The sequence below is a fragment of the Serratia marcescens genome, assembly GCF_029846115.1.
In the GTDB taxonomy this organism is placed as follows: Bacteria; Pseudomonadota; Gammaproteobacteria; order Enterobacterales; family Enterobacteriaceae; genus Serratia; species Serratia marcescens_L.
In genome coordinates, this window is the sequence record NZ_JARVZZ010000001.1 from 4,847,703 (window position 1) to 4,865,174 (window position 17,472).

The following is a 17,472-nucleotide window of genomic DNA, read 5'->3' on the forward strand; positions in this document are numbered from 1 at the left end:
TACTTGGGGCTGATTCTGGATTCGACGGGATTTGCGAAGCCCTAGGAGCATGCCGAGGGGCGGTTGGCCTCGTAAAAAGCCGCAAAAAAATAGTCGCAAACGACGAAAACTACGCTTTAGCAGCTTAATACCCTGCTTAGAGCCCTCTCTCCCTAGCCTCCGCTCTTAGGACGGGGATCAAGAGAGGTCAAACCCAAAAGAGATCGCGTGGATGTCCTGCCTGGGGCTGAAGCGTTAAACTCAATCAGGCTAGTCTGTCAGTAGCGTGTCCATCCGCAGCTGGCCGGCGAATGTAAAGATTGGACTAAGCATGTAGTGCCGACGGTGTAGTAATTTCGGACGGGGGTTCAAATCCCCCCAGCTCCACCAAATACGTCGCCAGTGAACCAGATAGACCCGGCGATAATAGCGAAAAAGCCCACAACTTCGGTTGCGGGCTTTTTTGTTTTTGTATTTGTCCGAGAATACCTAATTAAATCCGGAGAAAGAGTGTCCGCTCGAACCAGTGTGGGATGGGGCCAATGATTAAGAGTATGATGAGCAGCCTGCCTAATCGGGCCCCCCCCACTAACGACACAGTTTCCCAGGCGGCTCCGCACAGATCCAGTAAAGAAACAGGCCCGCGAGAGCTTTGGGAATACAGTAGGTGAAGTAATGGACACAGTGGAATCTTTGTAATGGCGACAAGAAAATTACGTCGCCACTTTGTTACCGCTCCCCACGCAGCCATGCAATCGCCAGGGTGATTAGATAGCCGGCAACGAAGAAACCAACAAAGCCAGCAACCTTCATCACTGCCCCATCAAGTAAGAACAGCGACATGAAAGCAGCAATCGCGCAAACGCCGGTTACTATCGCTTCCAAAGCATGCGAAGCACCTAACCCTATATACTTAGTGAGTTTTCTGGTTAGAGAGGATTTTGCAGAGTTCATTCTGAATACCTTTACAAAGCATAGGGTGGCTGTTAATGAATTGGAGATACGGCTCTAGTTGTTCCTCAACCAAGAAATATGCCATATCTAAATTTAACGCCGACACCTTCCGGAATGTTTGAGGAAACTTAACTTGCATTCGTCGGGATGCTTGGGCTGCCTCTTCGATAAGTCCCTGTAACATTACAAGGTTGAGAGTGAACGAAGCGCCAAAGCGTACAAATTGTTTATACGCTAATGCAGAGGTCGCTTTCCTTAGCATCATGTGAGCCGCAAATTGCGCCAATGCAAATTGGCCTCCAGTTCGTCCACCAAGACGACCGACACCATAGGCTAGTTTATTATTGATGGACTCTTTGCCGCTAGCGTCTAGTTTCTGATAGAAATCAGTGATCACAATAGTAATCAGGCGTCGTAAGGGTTCTTCACTGTTACCCATCGACTTAACCATACGGGCGAAACGTTCTGTTTCTTCTTGGTTTCTAGTTTTGAGGTTGCTACCAGCCAATCCAGCTCCTTGCCAAGTGCGAACGACGCCATGATACATCCCGCTGGGTATAGTCGAAATTCCATCCAAAATTCCATGTGCAATTTGCTTTGCGTCCATTCACTTTCCTTGAGCAAAATGTGCCCAGCTCAGAGAATAACCAAACCAGAACGCGATTACGAATTCACGCATTTTTCAGTTTGGGAGTACGCCAAAGTCCCAGGCTTGGCACGGCCCGATGGGGTATTTTATAGAAGAGCAGAACTGAAAAAACTTTCTGAACAAAATTGCGCAAATGGATAGGATACAGTACTGAAATATCAACCAATACATTGATTTATATATTTTTATTTCAAGCTTATTCAAACGTCATCGTTCGCTTACTTTCAGTGGAAATTGCCTATCCAGTGAGATAATACGTGCTTAAGCCCCATTCCCAAATATCCGGCATGCCCGCAGGCATGCCGGACGCCCCTCACCGCCCCTCTTTCTCCCCCAGGAAGAAATACCACAGCGGAATGGAAAGCAGCAGGGTGAACACCAGCGTATACAGCAGCACCATCAGGCTCTGCATGATCACCATCTGGGCGCTCCAGGCGCCGATCGGCAGCTGGAATTGCTCGACGGTGCCGCCGAGGATCGCTCGGCCCATCACGCAGCCAACCGCCACCGCCACCGTCGCCACCGCCGCGCGGAACTTGCGCACTTCGGCGCGGCGGGCGGCCGCTTCCGGCGTTTCGTCCCGGTGGCCCTGCCGTTGGCCGCGCCAACGCCACACGTCCACCAGCAGCAACGCCGCGAGGCTCACGCCCATCACCGGCAGGCAATACCCCAGTGCGGAAGCCACCAGCAGCGTGACGGTTCGCGCCGGCAGGGAAAGCGCCAGCCAGGCGGCAATCAGCGTATGCACCGGATGCTGCGCCCCCGCCGCCGGGCGGCGGATCCACCACATGCGGTAACCCAACGCGATCATCAAGCACAGCCCAAGGCCGAACGCCGCCAGCAGCAGCTGATTCGGCAAGCCGAACAGAATGCCCATGTGGGCGTCGATGCCCCAGCGGGTCAGTTTGGCGATGAGCGGGAAGGTGTCGAACCGCACCTGGTCGACGACGGCGAAGCTTTGCGGCGCGATGGCAACCGCGTCCACCTGTGTCGGCCAGCTGCGATCCACTTCGGTCACCGTCCAGGCTTTGCCCTCGCCTTTCGGCTGGCGCAGCTCGACCTTGGCGGCATCTATTCCGGCGGCGCGCGCGGCGTGCAGCGCCCGATCCCAATCACCGTTCAACGCATTGGCCTGCGCGGCAGGGCCCATCTTCATGCCCGGCATCATCCCGCGGTGCTCGGCGTGCGGATCGGCCGGCGTCTGCGGCGCATCGGCCTGCAGGCTGGTGTTGACCTGCGGCGTCAGCCAGCCCAGGTTGGCCCGCAGCGCGTCGATGTTGCCGCCGGCCCACTGCGACCAGGTCAGCCCAGTAGCCGAGAAGAACAGCAGCCCGGCCAGCAGCGCCACGCCCAGCGTGATATGCCAATGGCGGCTGGCGGCGAAGCCCCCTTTCGCCCTTTTCAGCTTGCGCTTCGGCCGCGTCGCCAGCCACAGCGCCACGCCGCCCAGCGCGGCCACCCACAGCCAGGAGGCCGCCAGCTCGCTGTAGTTGCGCCCCAGATCGCCAAGCAGCAGGCTGCTGTGCAGCTTGTCCAGCCAGGTGCGCAGCGGCAGCACGCCGGAGGTGCCGTACACCGTCATATCGCCCTTGATCGCCAGGGTATAAGGATCGACAAACAGCGCGCGCGACTCGGAAGCGCCCAGATCGGCGCCCGCGAACTGTACGCGCGTGGTGTCCATTGCGCCGGGTGCCGGGCGCACGGCGTAAATACGCGCCTCGTCACCCGCCGCGCGGCGGGCGGCGGCGATCTGGTCAGCCAGCGATCTCGCCTGCCCGTGCGGTTCGGTGAAAAGCGCATCGTGATACAGCGCCTCTTCAAGCTGCGGGGTCAACACATACAGCGTGCCGGTCAATGCAGCGACCAGAATAAAAGGAGCGACCAGCAGGCCGATATAAAAATGCAGCCGTCTGATCAGGTTCAGCATTGCGCCACGCGGCGATGCGGCAGGTGGAGTTTTGGTTATTGAAGACATGGCCTTTCTCGTTTTTCAAACTGTGCGCGCAGGCAAACCGTCCGCAGCGATACGGACGGCGTTACCCATGATCAAGCAATAGGGAAAAACGGTTGGCCGGGTGGCCCGCGCGGGCTCGGCCGCAGAGTCAGGCGCCGAATGGGCGGAGAAACGATGCGCGGCGCGCAAGGCAGGCGCGCGATGCGCGTCATCAGCCACAGCAGCGGGACGAATGTCCACAGTAGCAGCGGCACGTGGATCAGCAGCTCGCAATAGCCGCAGAAAATCATCGCCGCAGGATCCATGCCGTGGTGGCCGGCATGCTCGGCGGCGGGCATCGCCATCGCGTGCATGTCGTGCGGCATAGCGACGTCCGGTTGCGCCATGCCGCCCATCATCGGGTGGTGCATCAGCGATTTCGACACCACCGGCGCCACAAACAGCAACAGCACCGCCATAATGGCGATGCAGGCGGTAAAGCGTTGCTGTAGCTGGCGTGGCACTCTCATCGCGGCGGCGAATTAACCCGGTCGGTGGCGAACAAGCGGCCAGTGTAACCCGCGATGCGCGATGAGGTGAAAGAAAAGTCAGATTTGTCTTAATCGTCCCCGGCGGCGGCGATCACAGCACCCGCGAATAGACCCGCGAGGCCTCGCCCCAGGGGTGATACCCGAGCCCGTTGTAAACGAAGCCGCTGCGCTCGTAGTAGCCTTCCAGATCGGTGCACAGGTGCAGCTGCGGGAAGCCCAACCGGCAGGTTTCCGCCGCCACATGCTCAATCAGTTTGGCGCCGCAGCCCTGGCCGCGCTGCGTTTCCTCTACGTAGAGCGCACACAGCCAGGGATACAGTTCCCCACGGCTGATAAAGTCATTGGTGATGAGCCCCGCGCAGCCGAGGACCTGGTCATTTTCCATCAGCAGGTACCACTGCGGCAGCGGGTTGGCGGCGCCAAGGCTGCGGTTGATGGCGTCTTCATACATCATCAGCGTTTCTGGCGTGGCCCAGTGCCGCTGAAAATACGCAATGGCGCGCGGCGCCAGCTCGGGCGCTTGTCGCACCGAAATCATGTCCATCGTCATTCCCGTTATTCATGTTGTCAGCGTAGAATTATGCAGCAATATGCACGGTATGGCAGCGGCATTCCGCCGCCGTCATTCACTAAGGAGTCTTCATGACGCAAAACATCTATGACAATCAGGCCTTCTTCGACGGCTACGCGCAGCTCAGCCGCTCGCGGCACGGCCTGGACGGCGCGCCGGAATGGCCCGCCATCCGCCGCATCCTGCCGGATTTGCAGGGCAAAAGCGTGGTCGATCTCGGCTGCGGCTACGGCTGGTTTTGCCGCAGCGCGCGCGAACAGGGCGCCGCCGACGTGCTGGGGCTGGACGTCTCGGAAAAAATGCTGGCCAAGGCGCGAGAGATGACCGCCGACGCGGGCATCGAGTACCGTCGGCAGGATTTGGCGCAGCTGCAGCTGCCGCCGGAAAGTTACGATCTGGTCTACAGCTCGCTGACGCTGCACTACCTCGAGGATCTGGCCGCCCTGTTCGCCACGGTTTACGCCGCGCTGAAACCCGGCGGGCAGTTCATCTTCACCGCCGAGCACCCGATCTACACCGCCCCGGCGCAGCAGGGCTGGCTGACCGACGGCAACGGGCAGAAATCCTGGCCGGTGAACGGCTACCAGCGAGAAGGCCAGCGCGTTTCCAACTGGCTGGCGGAAGGTGTCATCAAGCAGCACCGCACGCTCGGCGACTATATCAACCCGCTGGCGCAGCAAGGCTTTATCATCCAGCATTTGAACGAATGGGGCCCCAGCACGCAGCAAATCGCCGCTAATCCGGCGCTGGACGAAGAGCAGGAGCGCCCGATGATCTTCATTCTCGCCGCCCGCAAACCCGCCTGATTAATCCGCAGTAAACCGTTCACATCACTACAGTTGGGGAGGCCGCCTCCCCCCAACGGCTATTATGCCGGCAGCGCCGCCCCGTGCGCCGCGAAGTGCGTCAGCGCCTCGCCCTCCATACGATAGCGCACCCACTCGCCCTGCGGCTGCGCGCCGATGCTGAGGTAGAAATCGATGGCCGGTTGGTTCCAGTCCAGCACGCTCCACTCCAGGCGGCCGCACTGCCGTTCGCACGCCAGTTGGGCGATGTGCCGCAGCAGCTTTTTACCGGCGCCCGCGCCGCGATGCTTCGGCGCCACGTACAGGTCTTCCAGATAGATGCCGTTTTTACCCAGCCAGGTGGAGTAACTCATAAAGAACACCGCATAACCCGCCGGCTCGCCGTTTACCGTACAAATCAGCGCTTCGGAACAGGCGCCCGGCCCAAACAGGCTGCGTTCGATATCTTCCACGCTGGCCAGCACCTGCTCGCGCGCCTTTTCGTACACCGCCAGCTCGATAATCATATCCAGAATCAGTTTGGCGTCGCTTTTTTGCGCCGGGTAAATCTCAATGGTCATGGCAAATCCTGAGTGTGTTGATAACTGTGCTTGCCAGCATATCGCGCCTCAAATACTGTATGAACTGCATTTTCATCAACAGGTAATGAATATCATGCATCTGGATTTGAAGCGTCTCGATCTCAACCTGCTGCTGGTGTTCGAAGCGGTCTATCGGCTGCGATCGGTGACGCGCGCCGCGGCGGAGCTGGCCCTCAGTGCGTCGGCGCTGAGCCACGCGCTGATCCGGCTGCGCAAGGCGCTGGCGGACGAGCTGTTCTACCGGGTCGGCAACGACATGCACCCGACGGTGTATGCCGACAGCCTGGCCCCGACCGTCAGCGAAAGTCTGGCGCTGCTGGCCAAAGGGCTGCATCCGCGCCCGCGCTTCGTTCCCGCCGAAAGCCGGGAGAGCTTCACCTTCGCCATTACCGATTACACCGCCTTCGCGGTGTTTCCCGCGCTGATGGCGCAGATGCAGCGCCTGGCACCGGGGCTGTCGTTTCAGCTGCGCTATTCCGAGCGCAAGGTGGCGCTGAACGATCTGCTGGCGGGGCGTATCGACTTCGCGCTGGGCTTTACCGAAACCGACGGCGAAAGCTATCCGGAGATCGACGAGGTGAGCTGGTTGGAGGATGAGTATGTGGCGATCTGTTCGCCCGCCTTCAGCGCAAAATACGGCGAGCTAACGCGGGAAAACTACCTGCGAGCGCGCCATCTGGTGGTGACGCCGTGGAACGAACAGCGCGGCGTCATTGACTACCAGCTCGACAAACTGGGGCTGCAGCGCGATATCGCCATCCGCACGCCTTCGCTGCTGGGAGCGCCGTTCATCGTCGCCGACAGCGAACTGGTGATGAGCATGCCGCGCTACGCCGCGCAAAAATTGCGGCAGGCGGCGGCGCTGGATATCCACCCCCTGCCGTTTCCGGTGCCGCCGTATCAGATCAAAATCTACCTGCACCGCAAGAACGGCCGGCCTGAGGCCTGCCGCTGGTTGCGGCAACAGCTGCAGGCGTTGGCGGCGTTATAACGCGGGTTCGCCGATCGGCAGATACCCCTGCCACAGCGGCCGGGCCGGTTTACCGTGCGGATTGGCCCGCAGATGCACGTGGTAGCCTTGCAGCGCCTGCAGCAGCAGGCAGTCGTCCACCTCGGCCAGGTCATCCTTGTGCTGCTGCGCGCTGTCCGTCAGCAGCACCCGTTTGGCTTTGTCCTTCGCCTCGTCGACGGAACGCGCCACAAACAGGCCGAACTGGTGCAATTCCGCCAGCTCATCGCTGCGGTAGCCGCCCACGTTGACGAAAAACAGCTTCTCTTCACCGGCGAACGGCGCAGGCTCCAGGCTCACGTCGTAACCGTCCGCCCAGTCGATGCGCGCATAGCCGTCGACATGCACCTTGCGCTTATCGCCGAACCACTTTTCACGCAGCAGCGGATACGCCTCTTCCGGCCGATCCGCCGCCGCGAACTGCACGTCGTGCAGCTCAATATTGGCGCCCGGCGCCGTACCGCCCACATAAAACATCAATAATCCCGGCATGTTATTCTGCTCTCCTTGGTGATAATCGCTATATAAAATAATACATAACGAAACTCGTGCCAACGGCAGCGCCATTCTGTGTTATCAATAGGTGAGGTTTAATCTGTTGTGGAGGAACGCATGGCATTCAATATCGGTGATTTTGTTCAACGCACCACCGGCGGCCCAAAGATGACCGTGGTGGCGATCGACGGTGAAACCCTGGTTTGCAGCTGGAATGAACTGGGCAAAGAGCAGCGCACGGAGGTGCAGGCCAGCGACGTGGCGCTGTACCACGAAGATGGCGATTTCGGCGTCTGCTGAATGACCGGGGCGCACCGCGCCCCGTTATCGCCTCAGGCGCGAATGTCCTGATAGGCCGGCGTGGTATCAAACTCATGCTTGGCGAACGGGCAGAGCGGAATGATTTTACGCCGCTCCGCGCGCATCTTCTCCACCACCAGCGCCACCAGCTTTTTGCCGACGCCCTGCCCCTTCAATGACTCATCCACCCAGGTGTGATCGATAATGGTCAGCTTGTCACCGCTCGGCACGAAAGAGATCTCGGCGATCAGCTTGCCCTGCTCGTCATTGATATAAAAACGCTTGTCGTCTGCCAGTATTTTATGTTCCATATTATTTCTCCCTATATTTAAGTGCGCCGCTGGGGCAGGTGTCGATAACGCGTTTCACCTCCGCCGCGTCGGCATTGTCCGGCATAATCCACGGGCGGCGGTTCAGGGTAAAAATAGCCGCGTTGCCACGCACACAGTTGGCGGAATGGCGGCATGTCGCGCTGTTAAAATAAACGTCAATCTTGTCGCCGGAATAACGGCGGTAACCGGCGGCGGTCAATTCCTCGTCCATTTTGGCCTCACATTGCCTGTTTTATTGTTTTTGCTCCAGGCTCAAGTATAGGCAATGCCGCCGGCTTCACCACGCGTCTCGCTCACCGAAAAAGTGGCGCAACCGCCCGCCGCCGCTAGAAAAAAACGTAAATTGTTCTAATCTTTATTCAGTAAGACAACATCATTCCGACAGTGGCTAAGGAGTTCGAAATGGGTGATAGCTCAAAAGACGGCGTAATTCTGCTGTCCCGCATATTACTGATGGTTCTGTTTATCATTTTCGGCTGGATGAAACTGGTCAACTTCGGTGCGACCGTCACGGCGATGGAAGGCTACGGCACGCCGATGCCTTATTTAGCGGCGATCGTTGCCGTAGTGGTGGAGTTTATTTTCGGCATCGCGCTTATTCTCGGTCTGTTTACTCGCCCTATCGCGGTCATTTTCGCCCTGTATGTGTTGGGCACCGCGTTTATCGGCCATCCGTTCTGGAAAATGACCGGCATGGAAATGATGGGCAATGAAATCAACTTCTTTAAAAACATCAGCATCATTGGCGGCTTGCTGTTGCTGGCGGTAACCGGCGCCGGCCGTTATTCGCTGGACTATAAAATATTTAATAAATAATTCATCGATGGCCGGCGAATATCGCCGGCCATTTTATTTCGGCTATCCCTTCAACGGCTGCGCTTGGCGTGGCGCTCAAAGTTTTCCGCCTTGGCCTGCGCCGATTTACGCAGCGTGACATAGCAGGCGCCCTCGCCGCCGTCGCGCGGTAAGGCGCGGCAAAACGCCTGTACCTGTTCAAACTGCGCCAGCCATTTGGCGACGTAACTGCGCACGATATTCGGATGGCTTTCGTTCTGCCGCCCGCGGCCGTGCACGATCAGCAGCGAACGCAGGTTTTGCGCCTCCGCCTGCACGATGAAGCGAAACAGCGCCTGCCGGCTGGCTTCGACCGACTGACGCAGCAGGTTCAGCGACGCCTGCGGCGGATAACGCCCGTTGCGCAGCTTGTCCAGCACGCCCTGTTGAATGCCTTCCCCTTTGAACTCCAGCGGCTGTTCGCAGGGGATCACCTCGAGAAAATCGGTACTGAGGAAGTTTTCCTGCATCAGCCGCTGCGCTTCGCGCCGCGCGCTTTTGTCCATCGCCTCCTGCGGCTTGAGGTACAGCGTCTGCCGTCCGCTCGCCAGCGGCACCACGTCCGCCATCGCCTGTTCAAAAAAGTCTTTTTCCTGCTCGCTCATCTTCCACCTCTCTTGAACGGCAGCCTTTACGGCCGGGAATGGGGTCGATTGTAAGACGCCTTGGCGCGGTTGCAAGCCGGGAATTGTCAGCGGCATTTGTCTCATTTGTCGTCAACGGGTGAGCTTGCGAACAGTTTTCGCTATACTGCTAAGCCATCATTGAGTGCCGCAAAGGATCGAGCCCATGACAATGCGCGAGCTGGAAATCCAGTTTCAAAATGCGATGAATGAGTTGCAGAGCAGCTTCGAACGGCAACACCGCGAATGGCAGCAGAGCTACCAGGCGCTGCAGCAACTGCTGGAAGAGGCCAAACAGCGCGAAGCCGCACTGCGGGCGCAGAATGAACAACTGGCGCGCAAGCTGAGCACCGCCAGTTCGGTACCGGAACAGCATGCGCTGGTGAAGCAGATCAAAATGCTCGGCGCTCATCTGGACGCGCTGGCCAAAGACGCGGCCACCTTCAATCACCACCTGCGCCAACAGAGCGCGGTCGGTAATTTCAGCGGCGAACAGCATTGATAGCGGGCGCTGTCGCACAGCGCCTCCCGCCCCTCTTCTGGCGTATTGAGAGTGTAATAAAGCCTAAATGACCTGGATCATCCTCGCCGCCCTGATCGTCGTATTCATTATCGGTTACCGCATCCTGACGTCCGACACCCGCAAAGCCATCGATTCGCTGGCCCATCTGCTGAGGGTCAAACCGATGCTGATCGAATCGATGATCCAGGAAATGGGCGGCCGCCAAAGCCAGACCTTTATCCGCATGCTGAACAACGGCTACACCGAAGAGATGCACCAGGCGGCTTATCTGCTGTTCATCTACCTGACGTTCATCAAACAAGCGGACGACGAACAGATTGCCCTGTGGCGCGACGTGCTGCTGCGCGCCGGGCTATCGCCGGAGCTGCACGCCGAGCACACCGAAGCGGCGCTGTTTTACTTCGCCGAACTGGATATCGATGCGTTTGAACTGGCGCAGTTCCGTCGCGCCTACAACGAGCGTTTCAACCGCGAAGCGTTGGCCCACGGCTGATCGCGTCCCCCAAGGCGGGGGACCGATTACAGGAACATGCTGAAGAGGTAGCGCGACAGCGCTTCGCGCGAGCTGAAGCCGTGTGCGATGCCGTAACGCAGGTTCGGGGCGTCGCCGCTTAAATCCAGGGGAAACTCCAGATACTGCTCGCTGGTGCGCACCGGGGAGGTTGGCGTGGCGAAATGCACGCTTCTCTCTTTCAACGCCGGGTGGATCACCAACGCGGTTCTGCCCATCCGCGCTTCGCGATTCACATACACGTAGTGTGCACCCTTGCGGTAGCCATAGGCCTGATCGGTGACATAATCACGCTCAAAGCCGGTATTCTCCAACACTTTAGCCACTTCATCCGGCCGTAAATACATCGATTCCTCCTCTCATTCTGGACCGCTGAGCGACCTTACCGTAATCATTCACCGAAACAATGATTTTCTGGGGAGGAATCCGGGTTTCGGACTATTCCTGAATCAGCTCCGGCTGCGCTGCAGCAGGCGCAGAGTGAGCAACACCCCGAGCGCCACCAGCAGCGCCGCCGCCAGATAGATCGACGGCACGCCCGCTTGCCCAATCAGCAGCCCGGCCAGCGGGCCGGTGATGCCCAGCGCCAGGTCGAGGAACGCCGAATAGGTGCCGAGCGCCGTGCCCTGATTCTGCGGCGGCACCTGTTTCACCGCCTCGACGCCCAGCGCCGGGAACACCAGCGAGAAACCGGCGCCGGCCAGCAACGCGCCGGTTTGCACCATCCAGGGCTCACCGGCCAGCCAGATCAACAGCAGCCCGACGATCTCGACCAGAAACGACGCCAGCGTCACCTTCAGACCGCCGTGGCGGTTGATGACGTTGCTGAAGATCAGGCGGATGCCGACGAAGGCGCAGCTGAACAGCGTCAGCGAAAACGCCGCGCCGCTCCAACCTTTGTCGGCGTAGTAAAGGGTGATGAACGTGGCGATCACGCCGAAGCCGACGGTGCCCATCGCCAGCCCGAGGCCATAGGCCCAGATGCGGCCGAACACCGCGCGGAAGGCGATGCGTTGCCCGGCGGCGATCGAGACGTCCGGCTTGCCGCTCGCCAACAGCAGCGCCACCGCGACCGCCAGCACGATCAGCGCCGCCACCCCGGCCAATCCCCACTGCTGATTCAGGTACACGCCGAGCGGCGCCCCGGCCGCCATCGCCCCGTAGGTGGCGACGCCGTTCCAGGAAATCACCCGCGCGGTGTGCATCGCTCCGACCCGGCCGATGCCCCACAGCGTGGAACCGGTGCTGGCGAAGCTTTCGCCGACGCCGAGAAACACCCTCCCCACGCACAGCAACAGCAGGCTGAGCCACGGGTAATCGTCAATGCCGAACGCCAGCGCGTAAAACAGGCCGCTGGCACCGCAGCACGCCAGGCCGAACAGCACCACCTTCTTCGGCCCCAGCTGATCGGCATAGCGCCCGGCGTGCGGGCGGCTGAACAGCGTGGCGAAGTACTGCGCGCTGATGATAAGGCCCGCCAGCACCGAGTTGTAGCCCAGGTGGTCATGCACAAATCCCGGCAGCACCGCCAGCGGCAGGCCGATGGTCAGGTAGCAGACGAAGGTGAACATCACCACGGACAGAATGCGTCGGTTCAGCTGGAGGTTATTTTCTGCGGTCATCGAAGGTGGCTCGCATCGAACGGGGTAGACAGAGATTGCCAGCATACCCCGATGGGATCTGATGATAAATGAGAGATTTATAACGAATTATTATTTAACTAAGTCTTTGCTGTCTGCGCCATTCGCTGGGATTGGCACCATATACGCGCAAGAATTCGCGGTTAAAATTCGACTTGGTGGTAAATCCCGACTCATGCATGATTTCGGTTATCGGGCGGTCGCCGACAAGCAGCCTTCGCGCCGCCTCACCGATGCGCAATTGGTTCACGTATTGCGAGACATTCATCCCGGCATGCTGATTGATGGCCTGCGACACCCGGCGCGCCGGCAATCCACTTTTGCGCGCCAACAGCGCCAAATTCAGCTCCGGTTGCAAATAAAGATCGTCTTTCAGCAATCGCTGTTGCACCTGAACAAACCAGTGGTGGATCTGGTCATCATTCACTGCGACGACTTTAACAGGCTCCGGCGTTTCCTCGACCGGTTGCTCCACCGGCCGGGTGCGGGACAAGACCAGGTACACGCCCAACGTAAGCAGCAGAGTGTCGACCGTCACCAACAGGCCGGCATGTCGCCCGCCAAACCAGGCAAAATCGAGGGCAATGATCAGCTCCGCTATCGCGACGGTGAACAATAAAATGGCTAACCCACGCCACAGACGGCAGCAGAGCCAGCTTTCCGCCAACGCCACCTGCTTCAAACTATTCTCACCGCCGCGCAGTGCATACCACAAGGCCACGCCGTAAGCCGCATCGGCGGCAATAATCAACGCATCCAACCAAACTGGCGCATACCCGCTGGCCAACAGCGTCAGGCATAAGGGCGCAAAATGCCAGACATCGGTAAGCCGCAATCGCCCCTGCGTGCTCACCCGGAAGGCCAGCCAGACCAGCACCGGGATCATGACGGCGCCAATCGGCTGCAACCGGTTGAACTGCGTTAAGTCGTAACCGTAACGCAACCCCACCAGCAGGCTTTGCCATGCGCACAGCAGCAGTAACAGCTGGAAAACCCAACGCCGGGCGCTGGGCCGGCCAAGGCGAAGCAACAGCCCGCAGCACAGCAGGCTGAACAAAAAGGTAACGGGAATGAGCGGCATTCATTACGCCTTATCCAAAGAGACGACGCGGAAAAGTGTATGGCGTGAAGTCTGTTAAAACAATAATTTAACGACCTTGATCGCGATCGAGGTCGCCGAGAGGCACAGCCGATGTCACCTTTGCGCTTTTGTCGTAATGAGGATGTGAGGATGAAAAAGTTACTGTCTCTGTGGCTGCTGCTGTGCACGACGGCCAGCGCATCGCCTTATCAGATCGCCATTCATGATGAAGCGTTTTCCCGGGGTTCGCGCACGCTCGCCAGCCGTATTTATTATCCCACCGAGGCCGAAGGCCCACGACAAAACGTCGGTGCCAATCCGGTATTCACCGGTATTGCCGGCCAAATTGACGCACCACCGGCCAAGGGCGCCTTTCCCTTGGTGGTGTTCAGTCACGGCAGCGGAGGGAACAATACCAGCCAGGCCTGGCTGGCGGCAGCGCTAGTTAGCCAGGGCGTGGTGGTGATTGCCGCCAACTCACCCGGCAGTACCACCGGCGACTCAGTCCCGGCGCAGTCCATCAATCTTTGGCGGCAAACCGAAGATATCTCCGCGCTGATTGACGCGATCGGCGCCTCCCCTCGCTGGGCTGCTCTCGTCAACCCTCACGCCATCGGCGTTGTCGGCCACTCCAAGGGCGGTTACAGCGCCATCGCGGCCATCGGCGGCAGAGTCAGACTGGCAGATTTCATCGCCGGTTGTCGGCAACGGCCGCAGTCACCCAATTGCCGGTTCTATACCCAGGCCAGGGTTGACCTGACGCAGGTCGCCGCCGATCGGTTCGATGCCGATTATACCGACCCGCGCATCCGCTTTGCCGTCGCCCTCGATCCCGGCATGGTGCCCTATCTGCGGCCGGAGAGTTTGCGTCACCTAAACGCACCCTTGTTGATTATCGAATCGCAAAACTATCTGCCAAGCGAGAAAGGCTCGCGTTTGGGTGGGGCATCGCTGGCAGCTAACGGCGCTGAACAGCCTATCCGCGCACAGCGATTAACCCGCGGCAATCATTTCGATTTCTTACCCATTTGCCAACCCAACGGCCGAAAAATTTTGGCCTCTGAAGAACAGGAAGCAGAGGTACTATGCGCAACCACGCCTGCCCAACGTGCATGGGTACATCAGCAAACGGTGGCGGCAATATTGCCGTTCATTCGCCCCTGGCTACCCGCGCGCGCAGAAAATCGATAAACGCCCGCACCTTTTCCGGCACATGGCGGGTGTTCGGGTAAAGCGCATAGATGCTCTGCTCGGGGAAACGGTGATCCGGCAGCAACCGCAGCAGCCGGCCGGCGTCGATTTCGGGCTGCGCCAGCCACGCCGGCAGCAGCGCCACCCCGGCGCCATGCAGGGCGAACGCCAGCAATGCCGCGGCGCTGTCGCCGGTGAGCGTGGCAGCGTCCGCGACCTTGAACAGCACCGCTTCGCGCTGCGGCGTGGCCACCTGCCAGCTGAGCGGTGAACTGAGCCGGCTGTGGGCGATCCACTGCGCCTGCGCCAGATCCGTCAGCGAATGAATCGGTCGGTCGGCCAGATAACCCGGCGACGCCACCGGAAAAATGGCGAAGCTGTCGATCAGCGCCGCGCGGTGGCTGGAATCCGCCAGCTGGCCCAGGCGGATCGCCACGTCAAAGCGCTCCGAGATCAGATCGGCGTGATAAGAAGAAGACACATGCTGGATGCGCAGCCGCGGGTGCTGTCGCGAAAATGCCGCCAGCGCCGGCACCACCACCTGCGCGCCGTACTCCGGTGTACTGGTGATGCGCAGCACGCCGCTCAGCCCGTGATGATCGCGGCGCACGTCGTCCAGCACGTTTTCCGCCTCCTGCAGCAGCTGCAGGCTGCGCTGGTAAAAGCGTTCGCCGGCGTCGGTCAGCGACAGCCGCCGGGTGCTGCGCGCCAGCAGTGACACCCCCAGCTCGTTCTCCAGCTGTTTGACGTTAAAACTCACCACCGCCTTGGTTTGCCCCAGCGCCGCCGCCGCCGCGGTAAAGCTGCCCGCTTCCACCACCGCCGCAAAGATCGCCAGGCGCTGCAAATTCAGCATTTCTCCGCCCTTATTGTCAAAATGATTTTGACAGTGTAATCGCCTGTCGCCGATTTATCCGCACTTTTCCCCCCGATACACTGCTCGCCTTCAACCGGAGGCACCATGTCTTATCGCAGCAAAGTGGCAATCGTCTATCTGCTCGGCTTTTTCGTCGATCTGATCAATATGTTTATCGCCAACGTCGCCTACCCCGCCATCGGCCAGGCGATGCGGGCATCGGTCAGCCAACTGGCGTGGGTCAGCAACGGCTATATTCTCGGCCTGACGCTGGTGATCCCGCTCAGCGCTTGGCTGGCGCAGCGCATCGGTGGGCGGCGGGTCTTTCTGCTGTCGCTGACGCTGTTCATGCTGGCCACCCTCGGCGCAGGCAACGCCGACAGCATCGGTGCGCTGATCGGCTGGCGTACCCTGCAGGGCATGGGCGGCGGCTTGCTGATCCCCATCGGCCAAACGCTGACCTACCAGCTGTACCGCAGCCATGAACGCGCCGGGCTATCGGCGGCCATCATGCTGGTGGGGCTGCTGGCGCCGGCGCTGTCACCGGCGCTGGGCGGCTGGCTCGTCGATCGGCTGGACTGGCGCTGGGTGTTTTTCGCCAACCTGCCGCTGGCGGCCCTGGCCCTGGCGCTGGCGGCCCTGTGGCTGCGCGCGGAAACGTCGACGGCGGTGCGTAAACCGCTCGACGGCAAAGGGCTGCTGAGCGCCTGCGCGGCGTTGACGCTGCTGCTGCTCGGCCTGACCCGGCTGAGCGAGGCCGGTCATCAGGCTTCCGGCGCGGCGCTGCTGGCCGCCGGCTTGCTGGTGCTGGCGTACTATCTGCGTCATAGCCTGCGCGCCCCACAGCCGCTGTTGAACCTGCGGCTGGTCGGCGATCCGCTGCTGCGCAACGCCATGGCGGTTTATTTGTGCATTCCCGGCCTGTTCATCGGCGTCAGCCTGGTGGCGATGCTGTATCTGCAAAACCAACTGGGGATGCCCGCCGCACAGGTCGGCGGCCTGATGCTGCCCTGGGCGCTGGCGTCGTTCCTGGCCATCACGCTGACCGGCAAAACCTTTAACCGCCTCGGCCCGCAGCCGCTGCTGATTGCCGGCTGCCTGTTGCAAGGTGCCGGCATGCTGACGCTGGCGCAGATCGATCAGGCCGGGCAGTACGCGTTGCAGATCGCCGCCTTCGCCCTGATGGGGTTTGGCGGCAGCCTGTGCAGCAGCACCGCGCAGAGCAGCGCGTTCCTGCAGATCCCCGACGCTCAGCTGGCGGACGCCAGTGCGCTGTGGAACATCAACCGCCAACTCAGTTTTTGCCTCGGCGTGGCGCTGCTCAGCCTGTTGCTGAATCTGCTGCTGACCGTGTTGCCGCCCGCAGCGGCCTACCGAACCTGCTTCATTCTGGCGGGCGCCAGCGTATTTATCCCGCTGTTGCTGTGCCTGCGCCTCGCTAACCGCGCCATCGTGCGCCAACTCAACGCTCAACAGGATGCTTTATGAACCCGTATTTTACCGAAGTGATCGACGCCCACATCGCCATTGAACGCTGGCTGGGCAAAGGGGCCGGAGAAGAGCAGGCGTTGCTGGCGCGCTTTACGCCGGATTTCAGTATGATCGCGCTGAACGGCGCTCCGCTGGATTTCGCCACGCTGTGCGCCTTTTTCCGCGCGCATCGCGCCGCCAAACCGGGATTGGAAATCGTGATAGAAGAGATGAGGCTGGTGGCCGAATGGCCGACGGGCGCGGTAGTCAGCTACCGGGAAAAACAGAGCCTGCCGGGGCAAAGCGCCACGCTGCGCTATTCCACGGTGGTCTTTGAACGTCTGCCCAACGCGCTCGGCTGGCGGCATTTGCACGAAACTGCCGCGGTGCAATAATTACAGAAAGCTGCCGGCCAAAAACAGTTCCCAACCGACGATCGCTCCGCACAGGGTTACCGCACTGAAAATGACTTCAAACAGATAGCGATTGATCATCGTTCGTCGCCTCAAAAGAAGACACCCGGAAGAACCGGGTGTCTGGAGTACGGGCTGGAGAGTGCGGAACCTTTCGGTTCCGCAACCAT

At 60.0% G+C, this 17,472-nt stretch carries 23 protein-coding genes and 1 other RNA gene; 10 read left to right on the plus strand and 14 right to left on the minus strand.

Annotation, left to right across the window (positions count from 1 at the left end; genetic code table 11):
- Positions 1 to 5 precede the first annotated feature (5 nt).
- Positions 6 to 369, plus strand: a transfer-messenger RNA (tmRNA) gene (gene ssrA / locus QDT79_RS23160).
- Between the two features lie 339 nt (positions 370 to 708).
- On the opposite strand, the gene QDT79_RS23165 is transcribed toward ssrA, so the two are convergent.
- From QDT79_RS23165 to QDT79_RS23185, 5 genes are all read right to left on the minus strand, one after another.
- On the minus strand, positions 709 to 933 hold the full coding sequence (locus QDT79_RS23165; RefSeq protein ID WP_055317294.1) for a hypothetical protein: 225 nt from the start codon (positions 931 to 933) through the stop codon (positions 709 to 711).
- The gene (locus QDT79_RS23170; protein ID WP_199200152.1) at positions 893 to 1,540 is read right to left on the minus strand and encodes an Ssp6 family T6SS pore-forming effector; all 648 of its coding nucleotides are present in this window, start codon (positions 1,538 to 1,540) and stop codon (positions 893 to 895) included. Before QDT79_RS23170 ends, QDT79_RS23165 begins: the two co-directional genes overlap by 41 nt.
- Before the next feature lie 355 nt (positions 1,541 to 1,895).
- The gene (locus tag QDT79_RS23175; RefSeq protein ID WP_207221087.1) at positions 1,896 to 3,557 is read right to left on the minus strand and encodes a DUF2534 family protein; all 1,662 of its coding nucleotides are present in this window, start codon (positions 3,555 to 3,557) and stop codon (positions 1,896 to 1,898) included.
- Between the two features lie 71 nt (positions 3,558 to 3,628).
- The gene (locus QDT79_RS23180; protein ID WP_308317121.1) at positions 3,629 to 4,045 is read right to left on the minus strand and encodes a DUF2946 domain-containing protein; all 417 of its coding nucleotides are present in this window, start codon (positions 4,043 to 4,045) and stop codon (positions 3,629 to 3,631) included.
- Positions 4,046 to 4,157: 112 nt separating this feature from the next.
- Positions 4,158 to 4,610 (minus strand): GNAT family N-acetyltransferase, encoded by a 453-nt coding sequence (locus tag QDT79_RS23185; protein ID WP_308317122.1) that lies wholly within the window; start codon positions 4,608 to 4,610, stop codon positions 4,158 to 4,160.
- A 98-nt stretch (positions 4,611 to 4,708) separates the two neighbouring features.
- Here QDT79_RS23185 and QDT79_RS23190 point away from each other — a divergent pair, with 98 nt between their 5' ends.
- Entirely contained in the window at positions 4,709 to 5,443 is a 735-nt protein-coding gene (locus tag QDT79_RS23190; RefSeq protein WP_308317123.1) for a class I SAM-dependent methyltransferase, read from the plus strand.
- 62 nt (positions 5,444 to 5,505) lie between these two features.
- Here QDT79_RS23190 and QDT79_RS23195 read toward each other — a convergent pair whose 3' ends face one another.
- Positions 5,506 to 6,003 (minus strand): GNAT family N-acetyltransferase, encoded by a 498-nt coding sequence (locus QDT79_RS23195; protein WP_033649791.1) that lies wholly within the window; start codon positions 6,001 to 6,003, stop codon positions 5,506 to 5,508.
- Positions 6,004 to 6,088: 85 nt separating this feature from the next.
- Here QDT79_RS23195 and QDT79_RS23200 point away from each other — a divergent pair, with 85 nt between their 5' ends.
- Positions 6,089 to 7,015 (plus strand): LysR substrate-binding domain-containing protein, encoded by a 927-nt coding sequence (locus QDT79_RS23200; RefSeq protein ID WP_060426208.1) that lies wholly within the window; start codon positions 6,089 to 6,091, stop codon positions 7,013 to 7,015.
- On the opposite strand, the gene QDT79_RS23205 is transcribed toward QDT79_RS23200, so the two are convergent.
- Positions 7,010 to 7,525, minus strand: coding sequence for a DUF1543 domain-containing protein (locus QDT79_RS23205; RefSeq protein ID WP_070913755.1), 516 nt, complete (start codon positions 7,523 to 7,525; stop codon positions 7,010 to 7,012). The genes QDT79_RS23200 and QDT79_RS23205 overlap by 6 nt on opposite strands.
- A 120-nt stretch (positions 7,526 to 7,645) precedes the next feature.
- On the opposite strand from QDT79_RS23205, the gene QDT79_RS23210 reads away from it, so the two are divergent.
- A complete protein-coding gene (locus tag QDT79_RS23210) occupies positions 7,646 to 7,828 on the plus strand; it encodes a GDFGVC terminal motif YodC-like protein (RefSeq protein ID WP_025303973.1) in 183 nt (60 codons plus the stop codon).
- Positions 7,829 to 7,860: 32 nt separating this feature from the next.
- Here the strand turns inward: QDT79_RS23210 and QDT79_RS23215 are convergent, their stop codons facing one another.
- Both QDT79_RS23215 and QDT79_RS23220 read right to left on the minus strand, forming a co-directional pair.
- Positions 7,861 to 8,139 carry a GNAT family N-acetyltransferase gene (locus tag QDT79_RS23215; RefSeq protein WP_063990620.1) on the minus strand — a complete coding sequence of 93 codons (279 nt, stop codon included), beginning with the start codon at positions 8,137 to 8,139 and terminating at the stop codon, positions 7,861 to 7,863.
- 1 nt (position 8,140) lies between these two features.
- The gene (locus QDT79_RS23220) at positions 8,141 to 8,371 is read right to left on the minus strand and encodes a (4Fe-4S)-binding protein (RefSeq protein ID WP_087762386.1); all 231 of its coding nucleotides are present in this window, start codon (positions 8,369 to 8,371) and stop codon (positions 8,141 to 8,143) included.
- 191 nt (positions 8,372 to 8,562) lie between these two features.
- On the opposite strand from QDT79_RS23220, the gene QDT79_RS23225 reads away from it, so the two are divergent.
- Positions 8,563 to 8,976: a DoxX family protein gene (locus QDT79_RS23225; RefSeq protein ID WP_016929826.1), complete on the plus strand. Its 414-nt coding sequence runs from the start codon at positions 8,563 to 8,565 to the stop codon at positions 8,974 to 8,976.
- A gap of 50 nt (positions 8,977 to 9,026) precedes the next feature.
- On the opposite strand, the gene smrA is transcribed toward QDT79_RS23225, so the two are convergent.
- On the minus strand, positions 9,027 to 9,599 hold the full coding sequence (gene smrA, locus QDT79_RS23230) for a DNA endonuclease SmrA (RefSeq protein WP_060425072.1): 573 nt from the start codon (positions 9,597 to 9,599) through the stop codon (positions 9,027 to 9,029).
- Positions 9,600 to 9,783: 184 nt separating this feature from the next.
- Here smrA and QDT79_RS23235 point away from each other — a divergent pair, with 184 nt between their 5' ends.
- The gene (locus QDT79_RS23235; protein ID WP_004928976.1) at positions 9,784 to 10,119 is read left to right on the plus strand and encodes an MbeD/MobD family mobilization/exclusion family protein; all 336 of its coding nucleotides are present in this window, start codon (positions 9,784 to 9,786) and stop codon (positions 10,117 to 10,119) included.
- A gap of 67 nt (positions 10,120 to 10,186) precedes the next feature.
- A complete protein-coding gene (locus QDT79_RS23240) occupies positions 10,187 to 10,633 on the plus strand; it encodes a DUF1198 family protein (RefSeq protein ID WP_025303978.1) in 447 nt (148 codons plus the stop codon).
- Between the two features lie 26 nt (positions 10,634 to 10,659).
- Here QDT79_RS23240 and QDT79_RS23245 read toward each other — a convergent pair whose 3' ends face one another.
- The 3 genes from QDT79_RS23245 to QDT79_RS23255 all read right to left on the minus strand — a co-directional run bounded on the left by QDT79_RS23245 (position 10,660) and on the right by QDT79_RS23255 (position 13,348).
- The gene (locus QDT79_RS23245) at positions 10,660 to 10,998 is read right to left on the minus strand and encodes a DUF2002 family protein (protein WP_038872785.1); all 339 of its coding nucleotides are present in this window, start codon (positions 10,996 to 10,998) and stop codon (positions 10,660 to 10,662) included.
- Between the two features lie 102 nt (positions 10,999 to 11,100).
- On the minus strand, positions 11,101 to 12,273 hold the full coding sequence (locus QDT79_RS23250; protein ID WP_308317124.1) for an MFS transporter: 1,173 nt from the start codon (positions 12,271 to 12,273) through the stop codon (positions 11,101 to 11,103).
- 94 nt (positions 12,274 to 12,367) lie between these two features.
- A complete protein-coding gene (locus tag QDT79_RS23255) occupies positions 12,368 to 13,348 on the minus strand; it encodes a helix-turn-helix domain-containing protein (RefSeq protein ID WP_308317125.1) in 981 nt (326 codons plus the stop codon).
- A 174-nt stretch (positions 13,349 to 13,522) separates the two neighbouring features.
- On the opposite strand from QDT79_RS23255, the gene QDT79_RS23260 reads away from it, so the two are divergent.
- Positions 13,523 to 14,563: an alpha/beta hydrolase family protein gene (locus QDT79_RS23260; RefSeq protein WP_308317127.1), complete on the plus strand. Its 1,041-nt coding sequence runs from the start codon at positions 13,523 to 13,525 to the stop codon at positions 14,561 to 14,563.
- Here the strand turns inward: QDT79_RS23260 and QDT79_RS23265 are convergent.
- Positions 14,523 to 15,419: a LysR family transcriptional regulator gene (locus tag QDT79_RS23265; RefSeq protein ID WP_308317128.1), complete on the minus strand. Its 897-nt coding sequence runs from the start codon at positions 15,417 to 15,419 to the stop codon at positions 14,523 to 14,525. The genes QDT79_RS23260 and QDT79_RS23265 overlap by 41 nt on opposite strands.
- Before the next feature lie 105 nt (positions 15,420 to 15,524).
- Between QDT79_RS23265 and QDT79_RS23270 the strand changes: the two genes are divergently transcribed.
- Both QDT79_RS23270 and QDT79_RS23275 read left to right on the plus strand, forming a co-directional pair.
- Positions 15,525 to 16,907: an MFS transporter gene (locus QDT79_RS23270; RefSeq protein WP_063990628.1), complete on the plus strand. Its 1,383-nt coding sequence runs from the start codon at positions 15,525 to 15,527 to the stop codon at positions 16,905 to 16,907.
- Positions 16,904 to 17,284 (plus strand): DUF4440 domain-containing protein, encoded by a 381-nt coding sequence (locus QDT79_RS23275; protein ID WP_308317129.1) that lies wholly within the window; start codon positions 16,904 to 16,906, stop codon positions 17,282 to 17,284. Before QDT79_RS23270 ends, QDT79_RS23275 begins: the two co-directional genes overlap by 4 nt.
- The last annotated feature ends 188 nt before the right edge of the window (positions 17,285 to 17,472 follow it).

What these genes read in the sequence shown, in the direction of transcription:
- QDT79_RS23220 (WP_087762386.1), bottom strand. Translation starts at nt 8,371, where the DNA reads ATGGACGAGGAATTGACCGCCGCCGGTTACCGCCGTTATTCCGGCGAC.
- QDT79_RS23250 (WP_308317124.1), bottom strand. Translation starts at nt 12,273, where the DNA reads ATGACCGCAGAAAATAACCTCCAGCTGAACCGACGCATTCTGTCCGTG.
- QDT79_RS23200 (WP_060426208.1), top strand. Translation starts at nt 6,089, where the DNA reads ATGAATATCATGCATCTGGATTTGAAGCGTCTCGATCTCAACCTGCTG.
- QDT79_RS23190 (WP_308317123.1), top strand. Translation starts at nt 4,709, where the DNA reads ATGACGCAAAACATCTATGACAATCAGGCCTTCTTCGACGGCTACGCG.
- QDT79_RS23225 (WP_016929826.1), top strand. Translation starts at nt 8,563, where the DNA reads ATGGGTGATAGCTCAAAAGACGGCGTAATTCTGCTGTCCCGCATATTA.
- QDT79_RS23170 (WP_199200152.1), bottom strand. Translation starts at nt 1,540, where the DNA reads ATGGACGCAAAGCAAATTGCACATGGAATTTTGGATGGAATTTCGACT.
- QDT79_RS23235 (WP_004928976.1), top strand. Translation starts at nt 9,784, where the DNA reads ATGACAATGCGCGAGCTGGAAATCCAGTTTCAAAATGCGATGAATGAG.
- QDT79_RS23175 (WP_207221087.1), bottom strand. Translation starts at nt 3,557, where the DNA reads ATGTCTTCAATAACCAAAACTCCACCTGCCGCATCGCCGCGTGGCGCA.
- QDT79_RS23195 (WP_033649791.1), bottom strand. Translation starts at nt 6,003, where the DNA reads ATGACCATTGAGATTTACCCGGCGCAAAAAAGCGACGCCAAACTGATT.
- smrA (WP_060425072.1), bottom strand. Translation starts at nt 9,599, where the DNA reads ATGAGCGAGCAGGAAAAAGACTTTTTTGAACAGGCGATGGCGGACGTG.
- QDT79_RS23215 (WP_063990620.1), bottom strand. Translation starts at nt 8,139, where the DNA reads ATGGAACATAAAATACTGGCAGACGACAAGCGTTTTTATATCAATGAC.
- QDT79_RS23205 (WP_070913755.1), bottom strand. Translation starts at nt 7,525, where the DNA reads ATGCCGGGATTATTGATGTTTTATGTGGGCGGTACGGCGCCGGGCGCC.
- QDT79_RS23165 (WP_055317294.1), bottom strand. Translation starts at nt 933, where the DNA reads ATGAACTCTGCAAAATCCTCTCTAACCAGAAAACTCACTAAGTATATA.
- QDT79_RS23210 (WP_025303973.1), top strand. Translation starts at nt 7,646, where the DNA reads ATGGCATTCAATATCGGTGATTTTGTTCAACGCACCACCGGCGGCCCA.
- QDT79_RS23185 (WP_308317122.1), bottom strand. Translation starts at nt 4,610, where the DNA reads ATGGACATGATTTCGGTGCGACAAGCGCCCGAGCTGGCGCCGCGCGCC.
- QDT79_RS23265 (WP_308317128.1), bottom strand. Translation starts at nt 15,419, where the DNA reads ATGCTGAATTTGCAGCGCCTGGCGATCTTTGCGGCGGTGGTGGAAGCG.
- QDT79_RS23275 (WP_308317129.1), top strand. Translation starts at nt 16,904, where the DNA reads ATGAACCCGTATTTTACCGAAGTGATCGACGCCCACATCGCCATTGAA.
- QDT79_RS23260 (WP_308317127.1), top strand. Translation starts at nt 13,523, where the DNA reads ATGAAAAAGTTACTGTCTCTGTGGCTGCTGCTGTGCACGACGGCCAGC.
- QDT79_RS23240 (WP_025303978.1), top strand. Translation starts at nt 10,187, where the DNA reads ATGACCTGGATCATCCTCGCCGCCCTGATCGTCGTATTCATTATCGGT.
- QDT79_RS23270 (WP_063990628.1), top strand. Translation starts at nt 15,525, where the DNA reads ATGTCTTATCGCAGCAAAGTGGCAATCGTCTATCTGCTCGGCTTTTTC.
- QDT79_RS23245 (WP_038872785.1), bottom strand. Translation starts at nt 10,998, where the DNA reads ATGTATTTACGGCCGGATGAAGTGGCTAAAGTGTTGGAGAATACCGGC.
- QDT79_RS23180 (WP_308317121.1), bottom strand. Translation starts at nt 4,045, where the DNA reads ATGAGAGTGCCACGCCAGCTACAGCAACGCTTTACCGCCTGCATCGCC.